This is a genomic window from Embleya sp. AB8, from assembly GCF_049739465.1.
Lineage (GTDB): Bacteria > Actinomycetota > Actinomycetes > Streptomycetales > Streptomycetaceae > Embleya.
Genome location: NZ_JBMHHY010000002.1, coordinates 223,741 through 244,955, shown reverse-complemented (window position 1 = coordinate 244,955; position 21,215 = coordinate 223,741). Strand labels below are relative to the sequence as shown.

Here is a 21,215-nt window from a genome sequence, read left to right as displayed (position 1 = left end):
CTGGTCTTTCCAGAGTTTCACTGTGTTGCGCGCAGATCTGGCGAAGTCTCAGGCGGCGGCCCAGCCAGGCTGGTTCGCCTGGTTTGCACCAGTCTGGGTTGATGTGAGTCTCATCGGAGTTGGCGTTTCTCATCAATGTCTGCCGTGACCGATGAGTTTTGTGCGGATCCGTGGTCGATACGGCTGGATACACCGACAGCGATGGGCCTGTGCCGGGAGCGTTCCAGCGCGGGAGGAAGCACAGGAGGCAGTGATGAGCGTCGACGACTCCGACCAGGTTCATGCGATCCGGACGGGCGGGCACGGGACGCGGGTGAGCGGTCCCAGGGTGTTGGTGGCGGGGGCGAGCATCGCGGGACCCGCGCTGGCCCACTGGCTGAGCCGGCGGGGGGCTGAGGTGACCGTGGTGGAGCGGGCTCCCGAGCTGCGTCCCGGCGGGCAGGCGGTGGACGCGCGCGGGGTCGCCAGGGAGGTCATCGGGCGCATGGGATTGGCTGCGGCGGTGCGCGCGGCCTGCACCGACACCGCCGGTGCGCACACCGTGGACGCGGACGGGCAGGTGCTGGAGACCTTTCGGGTCGACGACGACGGTGGCGACGGGTTCATCGCAGACATCGAGATCCTGCGCGGGGACCTGTCCCAGGTGCTCTACGACCACACCCGCGACGACATCGAGTACGTCTTCGGAGACCGAATCGTCGACCTCGTCCAAGACGCGGATGGGGTCGACGTGGTCTTCGCGGGCGGCAACCGGCGGCGCTTCGACTTGGTGGTCGGGGCGGACGGGCTGCACTCGGAGCTGCGAGCGATGGTCTTCGGGCCGCATGAGCGGTTTCTCCGCCACCTCGGGCACGTGCTGGCCTTCTACAGTGTGCCCAACGAGTTCGGGCTGGACCGCTGGTTGCTCGAGTACCAGGATCAGGAGTCCGGGCGCTCCGCCCTTCTGCGGCCCATCCAGGACGCCACCCGGGCGATGGCCATGTTCTACTTCGCCTCGGCCGACTTCGACGTCGACCACCGTGACGTCGCGGCCCAGAAGGTCCTGCTGCGGGAGCGGATGGCGGGCCTGGGCTGGTTGACCCCGGACATCCTCGCGCACCTGGACGACACCCCGGACTTCTACCTCGACCAGGTCGCCCAGGTGGTGATGGATCGCTGGTCGAGTGGACGGGTGGGGTTGCTCGGGGACGCGGCGTTCAGCTCGTCGCCGATGTCCGGGCAGGGCACCGGGCTGGCCCTGGTCGGTGCCTACGTGCTGGCCGCAGAGCTGGCCGCCGCCGGATGGGACCCCGACGTGGGGTTCGCTCGCTACGAGGCGCGGATGCGCTCGTTCGTCGAGGCCAACCAGGAGATCGGCCGGTTGAACGCCCGCAGCCGCGACGTTCGCGGGCCGGACGCCGAGCCGGGCCCCGATTTCGCCGGCGAATGGTTCATGGAGCTGGTCGGGCGCGCGCTCAACGGCGTCGAGCTGCCCGACTACGCCGGGGTGCCGGACTCGGCAGTCCCGGTCGGATCGGCGGTCACCTCGTCGGCCAAGCCGTAGGTGTCACCTAGCCGCCTGGCGGCCGGCGGCCGGCGACGCCCTCGGTTTTCCGACACGAGCCGAGACGCCAAACATCCGACCCGGCACGAGCCGGCGGATGCACTTGCCGGTCACGGGGTCGGCGTCCGACACGAGCCGCGAGACCCTGCACCGGCCGGCCGGTCTTCCGGGGAAGGAATTCGGCCTGCCGGGGCGGGTGATCGGGTGGGGAAGGGCTCAGACGATCACGACTCGGCGGCCGCGTGCGTGGCCGGCTCGGCTGTCGATGTGCGCCGCCGCGGCCTCGGCGAGGGGGTACGACTTCTCGACCGGGATGTGCAGCCTTCCCCGTGAGATGAGGTCGGCGGCCTCGGCGAGTGCGGCCGGCACGCTCCCGGCCACGCCGGAGAAGCGCACACCGAACTCGGGCGCGGCGAGATCGGCGATGGAGATCACCTTCTGCGGATCCCCGGTCAGCTCGACGAGTTCGCGGAGCACGCCCGAGCCGGCCAGATCGAGAGCCGCGTCGACCCGGCCGAGCCGGCCCACCCGCTCGACCCAGCCCTCGCCGTACGTCGTGGCGACGGCGCCCAGGCCGCGCAGATAGTCCTGGTTCGCGGCCCCGGCGGTGCCGATCACCGTGATGCCGCGGTCGCGGGCGATCTGTAGCACCGCCGAGCCGACTCCCCCGGACGCGCCGCTGACCAGCAGCGTCTGCCCCGGCTGCACGCCGACCTCGCGGATGACGCGCAGCGCGGTCTCCACCACGGAGGGGTATCCGGCCGCCTCCTCGAAGGTCAGCCCATCGGGCATCCGGGCCCAGGCCGACAACACGGCGAACTCGGCATAGGTGCTCGAGCCTTCGCCGAACACGTGGTCGCCGATCCGGACATCGGCGACGCCCTCGCCGACCTCGTCCACCACCCCGGCGGCGTCCAGCCCGACTCCGGCGGGCAACTCGATCGGATGGGCCTGCAGGATCTGGCCTTCACGGATCCGCCAGTCGACGGGGTTCACGCCCGCGGCCCGCACCGCGATGCGTATTCGGCCGGGGCCCGCGTGGGGCTCCTCGGCGTCCACGAGGCGCAGCACGTCCGGACCGCCGAACTCGGCGAAGCTCACTTTTTTCATGCGGGCGAACATAACACTAACGGTTAGTGTTCAACAACGGTTACGGCTTTGTATCTGATAGTGTCACGCCATGATCGAGCCGCCCGGACGCCGTGAGCGCAAGAAGGCCGCGACCCGCCGGAAGATCGCCGACACGGCCCTGCGGCTCTTCCTGGAACGTGGGTACGACGCGGTGGGCATCCGTGACGTGGCCGCCGCGGCCGACGTGGCCGTGACCACGCTCTTTTCCCACTTCGCCTCGAAAGAGGCCCTGGTGTTCGAGCAGGACCGGGACTTCGAGCAACGCCTCACGCAGGCGGTCACCGGCCGGGCGCCGGACGAGCCGCTGATCCCCGCGCTGCGCAGCGAGGTCCTGGCCATGGTGCGCCATTGCACGGCGGACGGCGCCGCCCCGATCCGGCGCCTGATCGACGAATCCCGTGCCCTGCGGGAGTACGAGGAGTCGATGAGGCTGCGCCACGCGGACTCGCTGGCGACGGCCATCGCCGCCGAACTCGACCCGGCACGGACCACGACGGCCTGCCGGGCGATCGCCAGATTCGTGATCGACGCCTATTCACTGGCCTGCGAGGCGGCCGATCCGGACGGCGCGGTGGACGAGATCTTCCCGATGATCGAGGCGGCCTGGGAGGTCACTTGACCTTCTCGACGTGCGCGGGTGCAGACCGAGATGGTGCAGCGGGTGCCGGCGGGCATCCGGCGTACCCGGTCGAGGAATTCCGGTTCGGCGATCGGCTCGGCGCGCAGTCCGGCAGCCGAGTGCCGCCCGTGGTGCGTGACGGATCCGGGTGGCTTCGGGTCAGAGCGGGGTGGGGCGCGCGAAGGCTCGGCGGGTGTGGGACAGGAGTTCGCGGACGGCGGGGTTGCGCGGGTCCTTCCAGATCAGGGCCAATAGGCCCGGCAGTTCGACGTCGTCGATCGTGCTCGCGGTCAGGTGGTCGCGGTAGCGGGTGGCGATCGACTCGCTGAGGATGCCGACGGCCAGGCCCCGGGTGGTCAGGTCGGCGATGGCGTCGGCCGCGCTGGCTTCGAGGGCGATCACCGGGTGTACGTCCCGGGCCAGGCAGGCTCGGTCGAAGACGGTGCGCAGGCCGGTGCCGGGGGGCATGCAGGCGATCGGGTGGGCGGCCAGGTCGGCCAGGGTCAGGTGCGGGCGGTCGGCCAGCGGGTGGTCGGGCGGGAAGACCGCGACCAGGCGTTCGCTGATGATGGTCAGCGCCTCCAGGCCCTCGGGGGTGCTGCCGGCGGCGCCGATCAGGGCCAGGTCGGTGGTGCCGGCCCGGACCGCTTCGATCAGTCGGTCGGAGTTGTCCTCCAGGAGCGAGATCTCCACGCCCGGGTGGGCCCGATGGAACCCGGCGAGGGCGTCGAAGAGCGGGGTGATGGTGCAGCCGATGACCATGCCGACGGTGAGCCGGCCGCGGATCAGATCGGTCACCTCGCCGACCGCCTGACCGACCGCCCCGACGGCGGCCAGCGCCGCGCGGGCGTGTTCGAGCGCGGCCTTGCCCGTGACGCTGAGCGTGACCGTACGCGCCGAGCGCTCGAACAGCTCGGCGCCGAGCTCGCGTTCGAGCTGCCGGATCTGCGCGCTGACCCCCGACTGGCTGATGTGTACGCGCTCCGCGGCCCGGGTGAAGTTCCGCTCCTCGGCGACCGCGACGAAGTATTCGAGCTGCCTCAGTTCCATGACTGTGGATTCTAGCTCGCAGCATTACCAGCTGTTGGATTTCTGGATGACGGACCATCAGACTTGGCATCCGGGCCGGTCCCGACCCATCACCACCCTCGCCGGAAACACGGGTATCGACATGCGCAAGTGGCTGCCACTGATCACGGTGTGCCTGGGCACCTTCATGTTGTTGATCGACGTCACGATCGTGAACGTCGCCCTGCCGGACATGGTCGGCGACCTGGACGCCTCGTTCGGCGCGCTGCAGTGGGTGATCGACGCCTACGCCCTGGCGCCGGCCGCACTCGTGCTCGGCGCCGGTTCGATCGCCGACCGGTTCGGGCACCGCCGGATCTACGTCGGCGGACTCGCGGTCTTCGCGATCTCGTCGCTGGTCTGCGGGCTCGCGCCGGGTACGGGGGTGCTGATCGCGGCGCGGGCCGTGCAGGGGATCGGCGCCGCGGCGATGTTCGCGACCACGTTCGCCCTGCTCAACAGCGCCTACACCGGGCGCGACCGGGGCAGCGCGTACGGCGTGTGGGGCGCGGTGGCGGGTGCGTCGGCCGCGGTGGGGCCGATCCTGGGCGGACTGCTCACCGAGGGCGTGTCCTGGCGCTGGATCTTTTTCGTCAACCTGCCGGTCAGCGCGGTGGCCATGGGGTTGTGCGTGCGAGTGCTGGTGGACGCGCACACTCCGGTCAAGGGTCGGCTGGACCCGGCCGGCATGGTCGGCTTCACCGTCGCCGCGGCGGCGGCGACCTACGGGCTGATCCGGGCCAATGAGGACGGCTGGTCGGACGCCGGCGTCTGGTGGCTGTTGGCCGCCTCGGTGCTCGCGGTGGCCGCGTTCGTGGTGATCGAACTGCGTTCGGAACACGCGATGTTCGACCTCGCCCTGCTGCGCAACCGCTCGTTCGTCGGCGTGCTGCTCGCGGGCTTCCTGCTCACCTTCGCGGCCTTCGCCGCGTTCTCCTACACCTCGATCTGGTTGCAGTCGGTGCGGGGGATGAGCCCGATCGGCGCGGGGCTGACCGGGCTGCCGATGTCGATCGTCGCGTTCGGCGTCTCGGCGGTGCTCGGGCGGATGTTGCACGGGCGCCGGCCGGATCTGGTGATCGGTGGCGGGTTGTTGTTCGTCGGGGCGGGTGGGCTGGTCACCGCGGCGCTGCTGCACGGTTCGGCGGGGTGGCCGGCGCTGGTGCCGGGGTTCGCGCTGGTCGGGGTGGGGGTGGGGCTGGCCACCCCGATCCTGGGTTCGGTCTCGATGTCGCTGGTGTCGGCGCAGCGCGGCGGGATGGCCGCCGGCGCGGTCAACACCACCCGGCAGCTGGGCTTCGCGTTCGGCATCGCCGCGCTGGGCAGCGTGTTCACCGCGCGGGCCCGGGAGGACCTGGCCGGGCGCGGGGTAGCCGACCCGGCGGGCACGGCGCACATGATCGCCGGTGGGCAGACGCCCGGCCTGGTGCGGGCCGCCGGGCCGGAGGGCCGGGCGTTCCTGGACGGTGCGGCGCACCACGCGGCGGTGGCCGGCGTGCAGTCGACCTACCTGGTGGCGGGCGTCGTCGGGGTCCTGGCCGCCGGGTTGGTCACCTTCCTGATGCGGCCGGGCCCGACGCCGACGCCGGCCGCCGACCGGGCGGCCACGCGGCCCGCTCGGGAGCCGGCGGCGACGCCGAGCTGACCCGGGCCCGCCCGGCGGGGCGTCGTACCCCCGGTCGGGGTGGGTCCAGACCCACCCCGGATCGGGGTTTCGACGCAGTGTCCCGCCCCCTGCGCGCCGGCAGATTTGTTCCTGCGAGGCCGGGGCGGCCGAGCGGAACGAACAGCGAAAGGACATCGCGATCATGAACACCACGGGGACCCTGGGCTCGACGGCCGTTGCACCGCTGCGCGGGCTGGCGCTGGGCGCACAGGCGGTGCCGCAGGTCGCGTTGTGCACGGTGACGGCGACCGCGATCGGGACCATCCCGGCCGGCGTCGGCCTGCTGATGTTGCCGCCGGCCGTCTACGCGACGCGGCTGCTGGCCCGGCGCTCGCGGCGACAGGCCGCGCGCTGGTCGGGGGTCGAGATCGCGCAGCCGTACCGCCCGGTGCCCGCGGCCGGCGGCGGGATCAGTGGCCTGTGGCGGCGCAATGTCGCGCTGTTGTCCGACCCGGCGACCTGGCGGGATCTGCTGTGGACGCTGGTCAACCCGGTGATCGGGGTGCTGCTCGCGCTGCTCCCGATCGCGCTGATCGTGTTCGGCGTGGAGGGCCTGATCATGCCGTACATCTGGGAGCCGATCGCGAACCACGGGGGCTCGAACTGGTACGGCTTCATCCACGTGCGCGGCGCCTCGGACGCGCACTGGGCGGTCGCGCTGGGCGCGGTGTCGGTGGTGGCCGGCTTCCTGACCGGTCCGGCGCTGCTGCGGGCGCACGCCCGGTGGACCCGGACGCTGCTGGCCCCGCCCGCCGCCCCGCAGCCGAGCGTGATGCCGGTCGCCTACGCCGCCGCCGCGTAGCGCACCGAGTCGAGCGATACCGCGCACGCCGCGGGCTGCCGGGACGCACGGGGGTCCCGGCAGCCCGCGGCGTGCGTGTATCGCTCGACCGGGCGCGCGGCGCCGCCCGCCCGGCGTTCGCCGGATTCGCGCTTGGTGACGGTCGGATCACCGTTCATCCCCGCGCACGATCCCCGCGTACTTCCGCTGGAGTACGAGGTCGGGGACGTGTCTGCGCCGGCGGTGCGCCCCTCTAGTCCCGGGGGCGGAACTTGGGTCCCCGGTCGTGATTTCGGTTGAAGTGCCCGTTCGGCGCCGGCTACCTTCGAGGCTGACACCACCAGCGTTCTCTCGGCTCGTGCGGCGATCGGCACGGCTTGTGAAATCAATCACAAACTGTCCTCGGGGGCCGGTCACACCGCGGGATCGCGCACGCGACCGAGGAGAGATCAATGTTCGGACGACTCGGCAGGCTCGTCGTCCACAACCCCTGGAAGGTCATCGCCGCCTGGCTGATCGCCGCGGTGGCCCTGGTCATGTTCGCGCCGAAGCTGAGCGATCTGACCAACCAGGACCAGTCGAGCTTCCTGCCCAGCAAGTACGAGTCCGTGCAGGCGCAGAAACTGGCCGAGAAGGCATTCCCACAGTCCACCGATCAGACCGCGCTGATGGTCTTCAAGCGTGGTGACGGGAAGAACCTGACCGAGGCCGACAAGACCAGGGTCAAGGACATCACCGGCAAGCTCGGTGCGGCCGGCGTCGAGCATGTGAGCAAGGTCGAGGCGGGCGCGGCCAAGGACAAGATCGCCCTGGGCCATGCCTATATCAAGGGCAATCAGCAGGACAAGTTCGTCAACGAGGCGCTCAAGCACCTGCGCGACAAGGCCAAGCCGATGGTCGACGGGACCGACCTCAAGCTCGGCTTCACCGGCGGCGTGGCGATCAACGTCGACAACGAGGACGCCTTCAAGAAGGCCGAGGCGATCGTCGGCATCGTCACCATCGTGCTGATCATCGTGCTGCTCCTGGTGATCTACCGGAGCCCGATCGCGGCCCTGCTGCCGGTGATCATGGTCGCCCTGGTATCCCAGGTCGCGTCGCCGGTGATCGCGATCGTGGGCAAGGCGACCGGCCTGCAGGTGGACCAGTCGCTCAACACGATCCTGATCGTGGTGTTGTTCGGCATCGGCACCGACTACATCCTCTTCCTGCTGTTCCGCTATCGGGAACGGTTGCGCGCGGGCGACGACAAGAAGCAGGCGATGATCGTCTCGGTCGAGCGGGTCGGCGAGGCCATCGCCTCGGCCGCCGGCGCCGTGGTGATCGCGTTCGGCGCGATGTTGCTCGCCACCTTCGGCGCGTTCAAGTCGATGGGTCCGGGTCTGGCCATCGCGGTCATCGTGATGGCGATCGCCGCGCTGACCCTGGTGCCCGCCGTGGTGTCGCTGATCGGCCCGAAGGTGTTCTGGCCGTCCAAGACCTGGCAGCAGCAGCCCAAGGGCACCGCGTTCCACAAGATCGGCGGCCTGGTCGGGCGCAAGCCGGTCGCGGTCGCGCTGGTCTCCGGCGTGATCATGGTGGCCTTCGCCGCCGGCGCGCTGAACTTCAAGGCGGACTACGACCAGTTCGGTCAGCTGCCCGGGAACACCGAGTCGGCCAAGTCGATGAAGGACATGCAGATCGACTTCCCGGCGGGCACGCTCAACCCGACGCAGGTCTACCTCAAGAGCACCAACGGGCGGCCGATCGACACGGGCGCGGCGGAGAAGTTCGCGCTCTCGCTCAAGGACGTCAAGGGCGTCGGCGACCTCAACGAGGCCGGCGAGAACGCCAACGGCTCGCACGTCAAGGCCAGTGCCGACGGGATGTCCGCCGAGATCGCCATCGTGCTCAAGGAGAGCCCGTTCGCGAACAAGGCGCTGGACACCATCGCGCCGCTGCGCGACTTCGCGCACGCGCACCAGCCCGACGGCACCAAGGTGATGGTCGGCGGCCAGACCGCGGCCTTCACCGACATCCGCAAGGCCACCAACCGCGACCTGTCGGTGATCTTCCCGGTCGCCGGTCTGCTGATCGCCCTGGTGCTCGGCCTGCTGCTGCGCAGCGTGGTGGCCCCGTGGTACCTGATGCTGGCGGTGGTCCTGGGCTTCATCTCCACGATCGGCGCGACGGTCTTCGTCTTCCAGACGCTGATCGGCAACTCCGGCGTGATGTTCATGCTGCCGGTGATGATCTACATGTTCGTGGTCGCCATCGGCACCGACTACAACATCCTGATGGTCGCCCGATTGCGCGAGGAGGCGAAGGAGGGGCACCAGCCGAGGAAGGCCGCCGCACTCGCGGTCGAGCACGCGGGTCCCTCGATCGCCGCCGCGGGTGTCATCCTGGCGGGGACGTTCGCGTCGCTGATGATGGCGGGCATCGACATGATGACCCAGATGGGCTTCGCGGTCTCGGTCGGCATCTGCATCTCGGCGTTCGTGATGTCGATGTTCCTGGTCCCCTCGGTGACCGCCCTGATCGGGCACGCCGCGTGGTGGCCCGGACACGCCGATCGTGCCGCGCCGCCCCGGGCCGCCGGTCGGGGCGAGCAGGAGCGGAAGCCGGTATTCGCCGGGGACCGGTGATCCGGTAGGACCGAGGAGAACAGATGCTCAGGGAAGGCCCCGCGCGAGTCGCCGTGCGGGGCCTTCCCGCGTCCGCGGGCGGCTCCCCGCCGCCGAGCGATTCGGTGGAGCCCGGGCTGCTGCCGGTGCCCAGGTCGTTGTCCCGGTGGTTGCCCTGCCCGCCCTGGGTCGGCGAGCTGTTGCTGGTCGCGCTGGTGCTGACGTGTGTGATCGGCGGCTCGATCGGCGGGTCCAACCGTGACCACACCTTCGGTCACCCCGACGCGGTCAACCTGACCATCGCCGCGGTGACCTCCCTGGCGTTGCTGGGGCGGCTGCGCCGGCCGCTGACGGTGCTGGCCCTGACCGAGGCGGGTCAGGTGTTCTATCTGGCCGCCGACGGCCTGGACGGGCCGATCCTGATGCCGACCATGGTGGCGCTGTACACGGTGGCCGCGAGCGGGCAGCTGCGCCGCTCGGTGCTGATCGCCTCGGCGGTCGCGGTGATCCACACCGGGATGCGGATAGGGCTGACCCCGGACGGGTTCCTGTCCCCGGAGAAGTACCTGTCCGGGATCTGGATGTATCTGCCGGTCGCCATCGGCGAGGCGGTCCGCGCCAAGCGGGCCTACTGGGCGGAGGTACAGGCCCGGTTGGCCCGCGCCGAGCACGAGCGCGAGGACGAGGCCCGGCGCCGGGTCACCGCGGAACGGATGCGGATCGCCCGCGAGTTGCACGACGTGGTCGCGCACAGCATCGCGATGATCAACATCCAGGCCGGGGTGGCCGCGCACGTGATCGACCGGGACGTGCCGCAGGCCAAGGAGGCACTCGTACACATCAAGGTGGCCAGCCGGGACGCGCTCGCCGAACTGCGCACCACCCTCGGCGTACTGCGCCAGGACGGCGACAACGACCTGCCCACCGAGCCGACCCCCGGGGTGGACGACGTGGAGGCGCTGGTGGCGTCCTACCGCAACGCGGGTCTGCCGGTGCACCTGGAGGAGTCCGGCGAGGTACGCAGCCCGTCGGCGCCGGTCGGCCTCGCGCTGTATCGGATCGTCCAGGAGTCGCTGACCAACGCGATGAAGCACGCGGGCGACGGTGCGTCCGCGATCGTGCGGGTCGTCTACGGGGAGCACGCGGTCGAGGTGGACGTGCTCGACGACGGCCGGGGCACCCCCGAGCCGGCGCGCGGCAAGAGTGCCGACGGCACCGGACACGGGCTGCTCGGCATGCGGGAACGGGCGGTCGCCGTGGGCGGCTCGCTCGCGGTGGGACCCGGCCCCAACGGCGGTTTTTCGGTACACGCGGTGTTGCCGCACCACAAGGGCGCGCTCGTCGCGCGTCGGGACGGAGATTCCTCATGAAGGTGCGCGTGCTGATCGCGGACGACCAGTTGCTGGTGCGCTCGGGCTTCAAGGTGCTCGTCGGCAGCGACCCCGAGCTGGAGGTGGTCGGCGAGGCGGCGAACGGCGCCGAGGCACTCGCGTTGGCCGGGCAGACCCGGCCGGACGTGGTGCTGATGGACATCCGGATGCCCGGGATGGACGGCCTGGAGGCCACCCGCCGGCTGGTCCGCGACGACGAACTCGCCGGTGTCCGGGTGCTGGTGCTGACCACGTTCGAGGTGGACGAGTACGTCTTCGAGGCGCTGCGTGCCGGGGCCAGCGGGTTCCTGGTCAAGGACACCGACCCGGAGGACCTGCTCAAGGCGATCAAGACGGTCGCCACCGGCGACGCGCTGCTCTCGCCGGGGGCCACCCGCGCGCTGGTGGCCCGCTTCCTGTCCCAGCCCGAGCCCAAGGTGGCCGCGCCGGATCGGCTGGAGGCGCTCACCGACCGCGAGCGCGAGGTGCTCTCGCTGGTCGCGGCCGGGATGAGCAACGACGAGATCGCCGAGCACCTGTTCGTGTCCCCGCTGACCGCCAAGACGCACGTCAGCCGTGCGATGGTCAAGCTCGGCGCGCGCGACCGGGCGCAGCTGGTGGTGATCGCGTACGAGTCGGGGATGGTTCGGCCGGGACGCGGCTGAGGACCACCGGGCGCCGCCGCGTCCCCTCACGACTCAGCCCAGGTCGCTCGCCAGCAGGGTGTGGATGCCCTCGATGTTGGCCCGCAGATAGGCGGCCAGACTCGCCGGGACCAGACCCACCGAGGCCAGCCCCGAGGGGGTGAACGGGACCCGGACGATGTCGTACTCGCCGTTCGGCTCGTCCACCTCGGGGCCGTGCCGCAGCGCGGGGTCCATCGATTCCAGCCGGCAGGCGAAGAAGTGCTGGACCTTGACCCCGCCGGGCTCGGGCACGGTGTCCACGAACGCGGGTACCGGCCGGCCGATCTTGCCGCCGAGTTCCTCGAACACCTCGCGGCGCAGCGCCTCGGCCACCGTGGTGTCCTCGGGTTCGACCCCGCCGCCGGGGGTGATCCAATACGGGGAGCTGTCCGGCTTCGTGCGTTTGATCAGCACCATCCGGTCCTCGTCGTCGAGCAGGATCGCGCGTGCCGTCCGCTTCACCACTGAACGCATCGTCGGTGCCCTCTGCTTTCCGTGCTTCCGTGCCAGGCCTTGCCCCCGTCTCAAGTCTCCCTTTCCGGCCGGCCGGGCGCTTTATGCCTGTGCGGGGGCGCCTTCGGGATCACTCCCAGCGCGCGGCGCGCGCGAGCAACTCCCCGTGCAGCCGCGCGATGTGCGGTTGACTCAGCGTGCCCTCCCGAACCGCCAGGAACACCGTGTTCAGCGGGGGTAGTTCGGGCTCCAACAGGGCCACCACCGCGCGCCGGTCGAGCGCCTCGGCGCACAGGTAGCGCGGCAGTACGGCGATGCCCTGCCCGGCGCGCACACACTCCAGGACGGCGCGCAGGTCGGGCACGGTGACCGCGGCCGGCGCGGTGGGCTTCGCGTCGAACACGGTGGACCAGTAGCGCCGGATCAGCGGCTGCTCCTCGGCCTCGCCGACCAGCGGGATCCCCTCCAGGGCGGCCGGCCCCTGGGCCAGGATCCGGCTCTGCGGCAACCGCGCGGCCCAACTCGGCGCGCCGATCAGCACGTACTCCTCGTCGGTGAGCGGCGTGCCGACGATGCCCCGCGCGCGTGGCCGGATGTCGGAGATCACCAGGTCGTGCCGGGCCGCCGCGAGGCCCGCGAGCAGTACCTCGCCCGGGCCGAGGGTCACCCGTAACCGCAGGCCGCGCCGGATCAGGTCGGCCAGCGACGGCAGTACGCGCAGCGCGGTCAACTCGGTGGGGCCGGCCAGATGCACGGTGCGGCGCAGCGAGTCCACGCCGCGCACCTCGCGCGCCGCGATCTCCTCGATCGCGTCCAGGTGCGGCGCGAGTCGGCGGGCCAGTTCGTCGGCGGGGCCGGTGGGCGCGACCCCGCGCGGCAGCCGTTCGAACAGCTGCTTGCCGACCTGCTTTTCCAGGGTGCGGATCTGCGCGGTTATCGCCGGCTGGGACAGCCCGAGCGACGCGGAGGCCCGGGTGAACGAACCGGCCCGGTGTACGGCCAGGAAAGTGCGCAACAGCGTCAGGTCCACGGGTCCCCCGTCTCGTGTCCCCCGACCACTCCCGAGAGCCGGGGACCTCACGTGATCTTGCCCGAGTGCCCGGTCAGCCCCGGCCGGCGGCAGCCAGGGCCCGCAGCACGTCGGCGACGAGATCCTCGGTGTCCTCGCAACCCGCCGAGAATCTGACGAACCCCTCGGGCACATCGTTCCCGGCCCAGCGCGCGCGGCGCTCGGCCATGCTGTGTACACCACCGAAGCTGGTGGCGTCGGCGACCAGTTCGAGTGCGGCCAGAAAACGCCGGGCGGTGTCCGCGTCGGCGAGCGTGAAGCCCACGACGCAGCCGAACCGCCGCATCTGCCGGGTGGCCTGCGGGTGGGCCGGATCACCCGCGAGCCCGGGGTGGCGCACGTCGGCGACCTCGGCGCGCCCGACCAGCGCCTGGGCGATGGCCAGGGCGTTGGCCGCCTGCCGGTCCACCCGCAACTGGAGGGTGGCCAGCGAGCGATGCGCCAGCCAGGCTTCCATCGGCCCGGGGATCGCGCCGGTGAGCGAGCGCCAGGAACGTACCCGGTCGGCGAGTTCGGCGTCCGCGCAGGCGACGTAGCCGAGCAGGACGTCGCTGTGTCCGGTCAGCGCCTTGGTGCCGCTGGCCGCCGAGATGTCCGCACCGAGGGCGAGCGGGAGTTGGCCGAGCGGGGTGGCCAGCGTGTTGTCCACGGCGACCAGGGCGCCCGCGCGGTGCGCGAGTTCGGCGATCCGCTCGATGTCGCAGACGTCCAGGCCCGGGTTGCTCGGGGTCTCCAGCCAGACCAGGTCGGCGCTGGAGACGGCCCGTTCGAGCTGGTCGCCGGCGGTCGGGACGAGGCGTACGGTGACCCCGCGTGCGGCGAGGTGCTCGCCGACCGTGCGGGTGGCCGGGTAACCGTCCGAGGGGAGCACGACCACCTCGCCGGGTGCGGTGAGGCCGAGCAGGACGGCGGAGATCGCGGCCATCCCGGATGCGAACACGACCGTGTCGGCGGCGCCTTCGAGGGCGCCGATCGCCGTCTCCAGGCCGACCCAGGTCGGGTTGGCGTAACGCCCGTACTGGTAGGGCCCGGTGGGCTCGCCGGGCAGGTGGTAGGTGCCGGCGAACACGGGTCCGGGCAGGAAGGGGTCGCCCGGGACGCGGCCCGGGCTACCGGCCCGGACCGCGCGAGTCCCGTCGCTCCATGCGCTGTTCACTGCGACTCCTTCGCTGCCCCTGTCGCTGCCCCTGTCGCTGCCTCTGTGTTGTGCGCGGAGTGCCATGGCTCACGTTTCACGTGAAACCACTCGAGGTGTGTGCTCAGTCGCGGTCCAGGATCAGGTTCAGGAACCAGCTGACCAGGCCGATCACCAGGGCGGCGAGCAGCGCGTGGCCGAAGCCGTGGATGTGGAACTCGAAGTTCAGTTTGTTGGAGATCGCCTGGGTGACGTAGAGCATCAGCGCGTTGATCACAAACGTGATCAACCCCAGAGTCAGCACGAACAGCGGTAGTGAGAGCAGCTTGACGATCGGTTTGATTACCGTGTTGACGATGCCGAAGATGAGCGCGACGACAACTATCGTCTTGGCCTTGGTGCCGGCCGAGGCGCCGTCGGCGAGGTCGATTCCGGACACGAACCAGCTGGCGAACCAGATGGCGAGTGCGTTGGCCACAAGTTTGACGATCAGGCTTTTCATATCTTGATGCTGGCACCCGGCGGGTCTCTCCCGCTCGCGCCCGGCGAGAAAGTCTGTCCGTGTCGGTAAGGAGTTGGTCACACATGAAGGTCTTTCGGCTCGATGACCTGGACGCGGAGCGTGCGTTCGAGAAGGGTGCCTACCTGAGGTTTCTCAACGAGCGGAACTTCTCGATGGGTCTGTACGCGTTGGAGCCGGGCGAGACCGACACCCAGAAGCCGCACCGGCAGGACGAGGCGTACGTGGTGATCAGCGGGCGGGCCACGCTGACCGTGGGCAACGAGTCGACGGATGTCGCGCGTGGGAGTGTGGTGTACGTACCGGCGCAGGTGGCGCACCACTTCCATCGGGTGACGGAACCGCTGCGGGTGCTGGTGTTCTTCTCGCCGCCGGAGTCGTGAGGGGGACGTACGGGCCGGCTCGCACCGGCCCGGATCGGCGGGGGCCCGTGTACGACAATCGCTTCACGGGATCCGACGATCGGGAGTACGGCTGATGGCGCTGCGCGACGAACTCTGGGCCGGGATCGAGGACGTCTACGCGGCGATCCTCGACCACCCCTTCATCCACGGGCTGACCGACGGCACGCTGCCGCGCGAGGCGTTCCGGCACTATGTGGTGCAGGACTCGCACTACCTGCGCGACTACGCGAAGGCGCTCGCGGTGTGCGCGGCCAAGGCGCCGGACGAGGCGACGACCGTACAGTTCGCGAACGATGCGGCCGGGGCGATCGCGGCGGAGCGGTCGCTGCACGAGGGCTTCATGGTCGACTTCGGCAGCTCGGTGGCCGCCGCGACGGCGACCGAGCCGGTATTGCCGAGTACGCGGGCATATGTCAGCTACCTGATGGCCACGGTGCACAACGGCTCGTTCGCGGAGGGCGTGGCGGCGGTGCTGCCGTGCTACTGGATCTACGCCCGGGTGGGTGACGCACTGCTGGCCAAGGGCTCGCCGGACGAGCTGTACGCGCGGTGGATAGCCACGTACGGCGCCGAGGAGTTCCAGGAGACGGTCCGCGCGGTGCTCGACCTGGTGGACCGGATCGGCGAGGACCTCTCGGTGCGGGAACGGGCCCGGATGGTGGAACACTTCACCACCACCGCGCGCTACGAATGGATGTTCTGGGACGCCGCCTGGCGCGGGGAGCGTTGGCCGGTCTGAGCGCGCCGGGTCGCGTGCCGGGTGGGGCGCCGGGTCGCGTGCGCGCGGACCGGAACCGGTCCGCCCGGGTACGACGTGTCCTCCCGGGGAATGTGGTCCCCGGGTAGGTACGTCTCGCGTGGGTTCGCGTGACTTGGGGGTTGGACGATGGAGAGTTGGCCGCGATGGGCGCGCGTCGGCGTGCCGGTACTGGCGCTGGTACTGCTGTGCTGGTTGCTGATCTGGCTGTTCTCGGCGTTCCTGATGTTGATCGTCAAGGGTGTCGTGGGGCTGGCCGTCGTGGTCGGGATGATCGTGCTCGTGCGCACCGCGGCGGGTGAGCGGGGACCGCGCGAGCCGCTCGACTGAACCGGCGGACCCGGCGAACTCGATCGACCGAACCCGGCGCTGGTCGTGCGGGCGGCGGTGTGCGAGGGTTGGGGCGCACCACACGGAGATACACGGGAGCTCGGGGCACCGGGCTGAGAGGGCGCTGAGGCCGCGCCGACCGCAGAACCTGACCGGGTAATGCCGGCGTAGGGAGCCTTTCCATGACCACGCACGACACTTCGCTGCCCGCTGCCGCTGCTTCTGCTTCTGCTTCGCAGGGGGTCACCAGCGGGCCGATTTCACCCGCCCACCACCGCGGTTATGTCCCCGGTTCGCGCGAGGATCTGCGCGTACCGGTTCGCACGGTGCATCTGACCAACGGCGAGACGGTTCGCCTGTACGACACGTCCGGCCCGTACACGGATCCCGCCTTCGAGGTGGACGTCCGGCGCGGGCTGCCCGCGTTGCGGGAGGCGTGGATCGAGGAGCGCGGCGACACGGTCCGGTACGACGGCCGGATCGCGGAGTTGACCCCGGCCGGCTTCGCGGTACCCGGCGCGGGGGCCCGGCCGCGGCGCGCCTCGGGGACCGGGGCGGTGACCCAACTCGCCTACGCCCGGCGGGGGTTGGTCACCCCGGAGATGGAATTCGTGGCCATCCGCGAGGGGCTCGCGCCGGAGCTGGTCCAGGACGAGATCGCGGCCGGGCGAGCGGTGCTGCCGGCCAACATCAACCACCCCGAGATCGAGCCGATGGTGATCGGGAAGAACTTCCTGGTCAAGGTGAACGCCAATATCGGCAACTCGGCGGTGTCCTCGTCGATCGAGGAGGAGACCGACAAGCTGGTGTGGGCGATCCGGTGGGGCGCGGACACCGTGATGGACCTGTCCACCGGCAAGGACATCCACACGACGCGCGAGTGGATCGTGCGCAACTCGCCGGTCCCGATCGGCACGGTGCCGCTGTACCAGGCGCTGGAGAAGGTGAACGGGAAGCCCGAGGAACTCACCTGGGAGCTTTACCGGGACACCGTGATCGAGCAGTGCGAGCAGGGCGTCGACTACATGACGGTGCACGCGGGCGTGCTGCTGCGCTACGTACCGCTGACCGCGCGCCGCAAGACCGGGATCGTCTCGCGCGGCGGCTCGATCATGGCCGCGTGGTGTCTGGCGCACCACCAGGAGAACTTCCTCTACACACACTTCGCCGAACTGACCGAGATCCTGCGGGCGTACGACGTGACCTACTCGCTGGGTGACGGGCTGCGGCCGGGGTCGATCGCCGACGCCAACGACGCGGCGCAGTTCGCCGAGTTGGAGACGCTGGGCGAACTGGGCCGGATCTCCCGGTCGATGGACGTACAGGTGATGATCGAGGGCCCGGGGCACGTTCCGATGCACAAGATCAAGGAGAACGTCGACCTCCAGCAACGCATCTGCGACGAGGCGCCGTTCTACACGCTGGGCCCGCTGACCACGGACGTGGCGCCGGGCTACGACCACATCACGTCGGCGATCGGCGCGGCGATGATCGGCATGTGGGGCACGGCGATGTTGTGCTACGTGACGCCGAAGGAGCACCTGGGGCTGCCGGACCGGGACGACGTCAAGGCGGGCGTGATCGCGTATCGGATCGCCGCCCATGCCGCCGACTTGGCGAAGGGGCACCCGGGCGCACAGGCATGGGACGACGCGCTCTCGGATGCACGGTTCGAGTTCCGCTGGCAGGACCAGTTCGACCTGGCGATGGACCCGGACACGGCACGGGCGTACCACGACGCGACGCTGCCGGCCGAGCCGGCGAAGACGGCCCACTTCTGCTCGATGTGTGGGCCGAAGTTTTGTTCGATGAAGATCTCCCAGAAGATCCGTGACGAGCACGGCGACGGCTCCAGCGCCGTCCGGACCGACTTCGACGCCGAGGCGCTGGCCGGCATGCAGGCCAAGTCCGAGGAGTTCGCCGCCCACGGCAACCGGGTCTACCTGCCACTGGCGGACTGACGCTCCAGCGCATGGGCGAGCCCTCTCCCGGATGCGGGGGAGGGCTCGCCGCTGGACAGGACCAACCTGCCCCGGTTTCTGCATTTTGCAGCCAGTAATGCCGATGCCAGAGTGCAGATATGACAGCGCTTACCATCCGGGATGTCCCTGACGATCAGATCCAGATCCTGAAGTTCCGCGCCGCCCAGGCCGGCAAGTCGCTCCAGGCATTCATGCGAGACCTGATCGCAAGGGAAGCGTCCAAGTCCACGATGGCGGAGATGATGGAGCGGTTGAACCGGGAGACCGCCGCCCGCGTCAGTGCCACCGACATTGTCGCTGCCATCGACGAGGGACGAGCAGGGCGTTGATCGCTATCGACCGTTCCGCTCTGGTGCCGGCTCTCACGGCCCACAGCCCCGATGGCGAACTCGTCCGGAGCCGGGTGGCCGAGGCGGGGGTGCGTGCCAAGTCGGCGAAGTTCGCGGCGTCGGGCGGGCGCGTGTATTTGCCGCCGGCCGACTGAGGCGGTTCGCCGGTCGGCTGGGGCCCCGGCCTTCGAGCGTTCGAAGGCCGAGGCCGGGCGTCCGGCCGTCACGCGTTACGGCGTCGCGAGCTTGGTACCGCTTCGACCTGATCGATCGGGAACGAGGCCCGTCGCCCGTCACTCAGGTCCACCGTGACGTCGCCGCCGACTACGTCCACGGACACGACGTGACCCGAACCGATCTGGTCGCCGTCGGAGTGGTACGTGTGCACGAAGTCCCCAACGGTGAAAGGGAAGTCCGCAGTCACTCCGCCTCCTCACCCGGCAGGAACGGGGGTTCCGCCCACTCGGCCACCGCGCCCAGGCGGCAACCGACTTGCTCAAGATCGGCCAACAGCGCGAACCATGCGGGCCCGTCGGCGGGTTGCACGGTCGCGAGCATGCCTTGGTCCACCGCGCACAGTTCCGTGAGCACGCCGTCCGGCCGCGTGGACATGTCTTCCCTGCCGACGTACCGAACACTCTGATGCAGGATCGGCGGCGGAGGCCGAAGAATCACCAAGTCCCCGACCCGGCAGGCGAATTCGATCCCGCTCCGGAGTCGCAGGTGAACCACCCGGCCCTGCACGTCCATCAGCACACCCTCACGACCCGAGTACGCATCGCGACACCACGCATGCCGATACCGCTCGAAGAACGCTCGGCCCCGGTCGATGTCCTCCTGCGTACTCCCCGACAGCCGCTGCCGCGTGGTCACCGCGTACTCCGTCCACCCGGGTGCAGCGCCCGAAACCGTACCGACAACCGCCAGGCCCGCCACCACCGAAGCGGGCGGGGCCGCCGCACCGGCGCCGGGGGCGAGGCGACCGAGGAAGTGCCGGTAGCCGGCCCGTCGACCCAGGTCCGAACCAGCAGGGTCAGCTGCTCGTCCTGCTGGCCGCGATCCACCACCACCGGAGCGTGCGCCGAACGGCATCGGGTCCACCCGAATTGATCTGTCATCGTAGGTACGTGTCCTTTCTGTTGGGGGCACGCCGGGGGTGGGGTCCACTTTCCAGGTCGAGCCCCACCCCCTTCGCCCGTCGCCTGTCGACCGGGCAGACCGCGCTCTGATTCCCGCCGCCTCGGCACCCGCGCGTAGGCCATGCCGTCGATGACGGCCACCGGGACGACTCGGACGCCCGGTCGGGTACCGCGCTCAGGTTGGGTCTTGAGGGCGTCCAGCAACCGGCAACCCTCGGGGTTCGGCGCGAACGCGTTGAATTTCACGTGCTGTTCCCTTCACTCGCACGAGTACCGGGGCAACTCCCAGGGCGACCGAACGCAGACGAAGCGGACACACCTGACACGTGTGACAACACGCCGTGAAAGGGGAGTTGCTATCAGTTAGCGTGCTCCAGATCCAGCCATCATGCAAGCCGCTTCATCAAAGTGAGGTTGCACTTCTGAGAAATCATGCGCCGGGTAACCAGGCCACGCCACACTGTGCGCACGACTGCCGAAAGGGGTAACCATGGCTGCGATCCCAACCGTGCGCCGCCGCATGCTTGGCTTGGAGTTGCGCAAGCTTCGGGAGGGGCGCGACCTGACATCCGAGGACGCTTCCACCCGGATGGGTTGGCACCCGACGAAGATGTCCCGCCTCGAAGGCGGGCGCTCCGGCGTCCGCCCGACCGAACTGACGCGGCTGCTCGATGTATACGGAGTCGACGACCATGACGTCCGCGAAGGGTTGGCGGATCTGGCGAAGAACTCCAAGGTGCGTGTGTGGTGGACGCCGTACAACGACGTACTGACGCAGCGGTATTCGAACTTCATCGTGTTCGAAGCCGAGGCAGTCTCGGCCCGTAGCTTCCAACAGTCGCTCATCCCTGGGTTGCTACAGACGCCGGATTACGCGCGAGCAGTTACCCGGGCGTTGGAACCAGCCTTGACGGCTGCCGAAGTGAACGCGCTCGTCGATGTCCGCATCCAGCGGCAAAGTGCCGCGTTCAACCGGGAGGACCCTCTCAAGCTCTGGTGCATCCTTGATGAGTCGGCGCTACGCCGAAAGGTGGGCGGGTCGGCGACCATGCGGAAGCAGTTGAACCGCCTACTCGAAGCCGCCGAGCAACCACACGTCACGTTCCAAGCGTTGACGTATTCAGCGGGCGCACACGCCGGGTTACTGGGGTCGTTCGTGCACTTGGAGTTCCCGGTCAAGGGGGATCTCGACCTGGTGTACCTCGAAGGGCCGACGAGTAGTCTCTACCTCGAAAGAGACGATGATCTGACGACGTACGGCCACGCCTTCGACTTGCTTCGTGCGTCGGCATCAGACGTGGAGCAGTCTCGAGACCTGGCACTTGAGATCGTTAAGGACATGACGTGACGCACAACGAGAACGAATATCCCTTCGTGTGGCGGAAGAGCACGTACAGCGGAGCCCAAGGCGACTGCGTCGAAGTGGCCGACGCCTTCCGGGGCATCGTTCCCGTCCGCGACAGCAAAGACCCGAGCGTCGGCCACTTGATGATCGGTGCGGCAGCGTGGACGACACTCACTGCTGCGCTCCGGGGCTGACCACACCCGGCGAACCGGAAGCCCTGTCTGCCCCGTTCAGGCGGATTGCGGCAAACGAACATCAAGTATGACAACGCTGCGCACGGCG

The 21,215-nt window shown here is 69.9% G+C and carries 22 protein-coding genes; 14 read left to right on the top strand and 8 right to left on the bottom strand.

Going from position 1 to position 21,215, the window contains the following annotated elements; translation table 11 throughout:
* The first annotated feature begins 253 nt into the window (after window positions 1–253).
* Window positions 254–1,543 (top strand): FAD-dependent monooxygenase, encoded by a 1,290-nt coding sequence (locus ABIA38_RS04100; protein WP_424636998.1) that lies wholly within the window; start codon window positions 254–256, stop codon window positions 1,541–1,543.
* 216 nt (window positions 1,544–1,759) lie between these two features.
* Here the strand turns inward: ABIA38_RS04100 and ABIA38_RS04095 are convergent, their stop codons facing one another.
* A complete protein-coding gene (locus tag ABIA38_RS04095) occupies window positions 1,760–2,653 on the bottom strand; it encodes an NADP-dependent oxidoreductase (RefSeq protein WP_424636997.1) in 894 nt (297 codons plus the stop codon).
* A 70-nt stretch (window positions 2,654–2,723) separates the two neighbouring features.
* Between ABIA38_RS04095 and ABIA38_RS04090 the strand changes: the two genes are divergently transcribed.
* Window positions 2,724–3,293 (top strand): TetR/AcrR family transcriptional regulator, encoded by a 570-nt coding sequence (locus tag ABIA38_RS04090; RefSeq protein WP_424636996.1) that lies wholly within the window; start codon window positions 2,724–2,726, stop codon window positions 3,291–3,293.
* 159 nt (window positions 3,294–3,452) lie between these two features.
* Here ABIA38_RS04090 and ABIA38_RS04085 read toward each other — a convergent pair whose 3' ends face one another.
* Window positions 3,453–4,343 (bottom strand): LysR family transcriptional regulator, encoded by an 891-nt coding sequence (locus tag ABIA38_RS04085; RefSeq protein WP_424636995.1) that lies wholly within the window; start codon window positions 4,341–4,343, stop codon window positions 3,453–3,455.
* 46 nt (window positions 4,344–4,389) lie between these two features.
* Between ABIA38_RS04085 and ABIA38_RS04080 the strand changes: the two genes are divergently transcribed.
* A complete protein-coding gene (locus tag ABIA38_RS04080; RefSeq protein WP_424636994.1) occupies window positions 4,390–6,006 on the top strand; it encodes an MFS transporter in 1,617 nt (538 codons plus the stop codon).
* Between the two features lie 163 nt (window positions 6,007–6,169).
* Window positions 6,170–6,829 carry a sensor domain-containing protein gene (locus tag ABIA38_RS04075; protein WP_424636993.1) on the top strand — a complete coding sequence of 220 codons (660 nt, stop codon included), beginning with the start codon at window positions 6,170–6,172 and terminating at the stop codon, window positions 6,827–6,829.
* On the opposite strand, the gene ABIA38_RS04070 is transcribed toward ABIA38_RS04075, so the two are convergent.
* Window positions 6,811–6,987, bottom strand: coding sequence for a hypothetical protein (locus ABIA38_RS04070; RefSeq protein ID WP_424636992.1), 177 nt, complete (start codon window positions 6,985–6,987; stop codon window positions 6,811–6,813). The two genes, ABIA38_RS04075 and ABIA38_RS04070, sit on opposite strands and share 19 nt — an antisense overlap.
* A gap of 273 nt (window positions 6,988–7,260) precedes the next feature.
* On the opposite strand from ABIA38_RS04070, the gene ABIA38_RS04065 reads away from it, so the two are divergent.
* Genes ABIA38_RS04065 through ABIA38_RS04055 form a run of 3 tightly spaced genes read left to right on the top strand, consistent with a single transcriptional unit; the run spans window position 7,261 to window position 11,449 of the window.
* Window positions 7,261–9,435, top strand: coding sequence for an MMPL family transporter (locus ABIA38_RS04065; RefSeq protein ID WP_424636991.1), 2,175 nt, complete (start codon window positions 7,261–7,263; stop codon window positions 9,433–9,435).
* Window positions 9,436–9,458: 23 nt separating this feature from the next.
* Window positions 9,459–10,784: a sensor histidine kinase gene (locus ABIA38_RS04060; protein WP_424636990.1), complete on the top strand. Its 1,326-nt coding sequence runs from the start codon at window positions 9,459–9,461 to the stop codon at window positions 10,782–10,784.
* A complete protein-coding gene (locus tag ABIA38_RS04055; protein ID WP_424636989.1) occupies window positions 10,781–11,449 on the top strand; it encodes a response regulator in 669 nt (222 codons plus the stop codon). Before ABIA38_RS04060 ends, ABIA38_RS04055 begins: the two co-directional genes overlap by 4 nt.
* Window positions 11,450–11,482: 33 nt before the next feature.
* Here the strand turns inward: ABIA38_RS04055 and ABIA38_RS04050 are convergent, their stop codons facing one another.
* From ABIA38_RS04050 to ABIA38_RS04035, 4 genes are all read right to left on the bottom strand, one after another.
* The gene (locus ABIA38_RS04050; protein ID WP_424636988.1) at window positions 11,483–11,944 is read right to left on the bottom strand and encodes an NUDIX hydrolase; all 462 of its coding nucleotides are present in this window, start codon (window positions 11,942–11,944) and stop codon (window positions 11,483–11,485) included.
* A 109-nt stretch (window positions 11,945–12,053) separates the two neighbouring features.
* The gene (locus ABIA38_RS04045) at window positions 12,054–12,953 is read right to left on the bottom strand and encodes a LysR family transcriptional regulator (RefSeq protein WP_424636987.1); all 900 of its coding nucleotides are present in this window, start codon (window positions 12,951–12,953) and stop codon (window positions 12,054–12,056) included.
* Between the two features lie 73 nt (window positions 12,954–13,026).
* Window positions 13,027–14,148, bottom strand: a complete 1,122-nt coding sequence (locus ABIA38_RS04040; protein WP_424636986.1) for a cystathionine gamma-lyase — start codon at window positions 14,146–14,148, stop codon at window positions 13,027–13,029.
* Window positions 14,149–14,251: 103 nt separating this feature from the next.
* Window positions 14,252–14,629 carry a phage holin family protein gene (locus tag ABIA38_RS04035; protein WP_424636985.1) on the bottom strand — a complete coding sequence of 126 codons (378 nt, stop codon included), beginning with the start codon at window positions 14,627–14,629 and terminating at the stop codon, window positions 14,252–14,254.
* A gap of 83 nt (window positions 14,630–14,712) precedes the next feature.
* Here ABIA38_RS04035 and ABIA38_RS04030 point away from each other — a divergent pair, with 83 nt between their 5' ends.
* The 5 genes from ABIA38_RS04030 (at window position 14,713) to ABIA38_RS04010 (ending at window position 18,449) form a co-directional block, all read left to right on the top strand.
* Entirely contained in the window at window positions 14,713–15,030 is a 318-nt protein-coding gene (locus ABIA38_RS04030) for a cupin domain-containing protein (RefSeq protein ID WP_424636984.1), read from the top strand.
* Window positions 15,031–15,124: 94 nt separating this feature from the next.
* Window positions 15,125–15,790, top strand: a complete 666-nt coding sequence (tenA, locus tag ABIA38_RS04025; RefSeq protein ID WP_424636983.1) for a thiaminase II — start codon at window positions 15,125–15,127, stop codon at window positions 15,788–15,790.
* A gap of 147 nt (window positions 15,791–15,937) precedes the next feature.
* A complete protein-coding gene (locus ABIA38_RS04020) occupies window positions 15,938–16,138 on the top strand; it encodes a hypothetical protein (protein ID WP_424636982.1) in 201 nt (66 codons plus the stop codon).
* A 182-nt stretch (window positions 16,139–16,320) separates the two neighbouring features.
* The gene (thiC, locus tag ABIA38_RS04015) at window positions 16,321–18,099 is read left to right on the top strand and encodes a phosphomethylpyrimidine synthase ThiC (protein WP_424636981.1); all 1,779 of its coding nucleotides are present in this window, start codon (window positions 16,321–16,323) and stop codon (window positions 18,097–18,099) included.
* A gap of 119 nt (window positions 18,100–18,218) precedes the next feature.
* Window positions 18,219–18,449: a FitA-like ribbon-helix-helix domain-containing protein gene (locus tag ABIA38_RS04010; protein ID WP_424636980.1), complete on the top strand. Its 231-nt coding sequence runs from the start codon at window positions 18,219–18,221 to the stop codon at window positions 18,447–18,449.
* Window positions 18,450–18,869: 420 nt separating this feature from the next.
* Here ABIA38_RS04010 and ABIA38_RS04005 read toward each other — a convergent pair whose 3' ends face one another.
* Window positions 18,870–19,322 carry a hypothetical protein gene (locus ABIA38_RS04005; protein ID WP_424636979.1) on the bottom strand — a complete coding sequence of 151 codons (453 nt, stop codon included), beginning with the start codon at window positions 19,320–19,322 and terminating at the stop codon, window positions 18,870–18,872.
* A gap of 756 nt (window positions 19,323–20,078) precedes the next feature.
* On the opposite strand from ABIA38_RS04005, the gene ABIA38_RS04000 reads away from it, so the two are divergent.
* Together ABIA38_RS04000 and ABIA38_RS03995 are read left to right on the top strand one after the other, a co-directional pair.
* Complete coding sequence (locus ABIA38_RS04000) at window positions 20,079–20,936, top strand: helix-turn-helix domain-containing protein (protein WP_424636978.1); 858 nt, start codon at window positions 20,079–20,081, stop codon at window positions 20,934–20,936.
* The gene (locus tag ABIA38_RS03995; protein WP_424636977.1) at window positions 20,933–21,127 is read left to right on the top strand and encodes a DUF397 domain-containing protein; all 195 of its coding nucleotides are present in this window, start codon (window positions 20,933–20,935) and stop codon (window positions 21,125–21,127) included. Before ABIA38_RS04000 ends, ABIA38_RS03995 begins: the two co-directional genes overlap by 4 nt.
* Window positions 21,128–21,215: the final 88 nt, after the last annotated feature.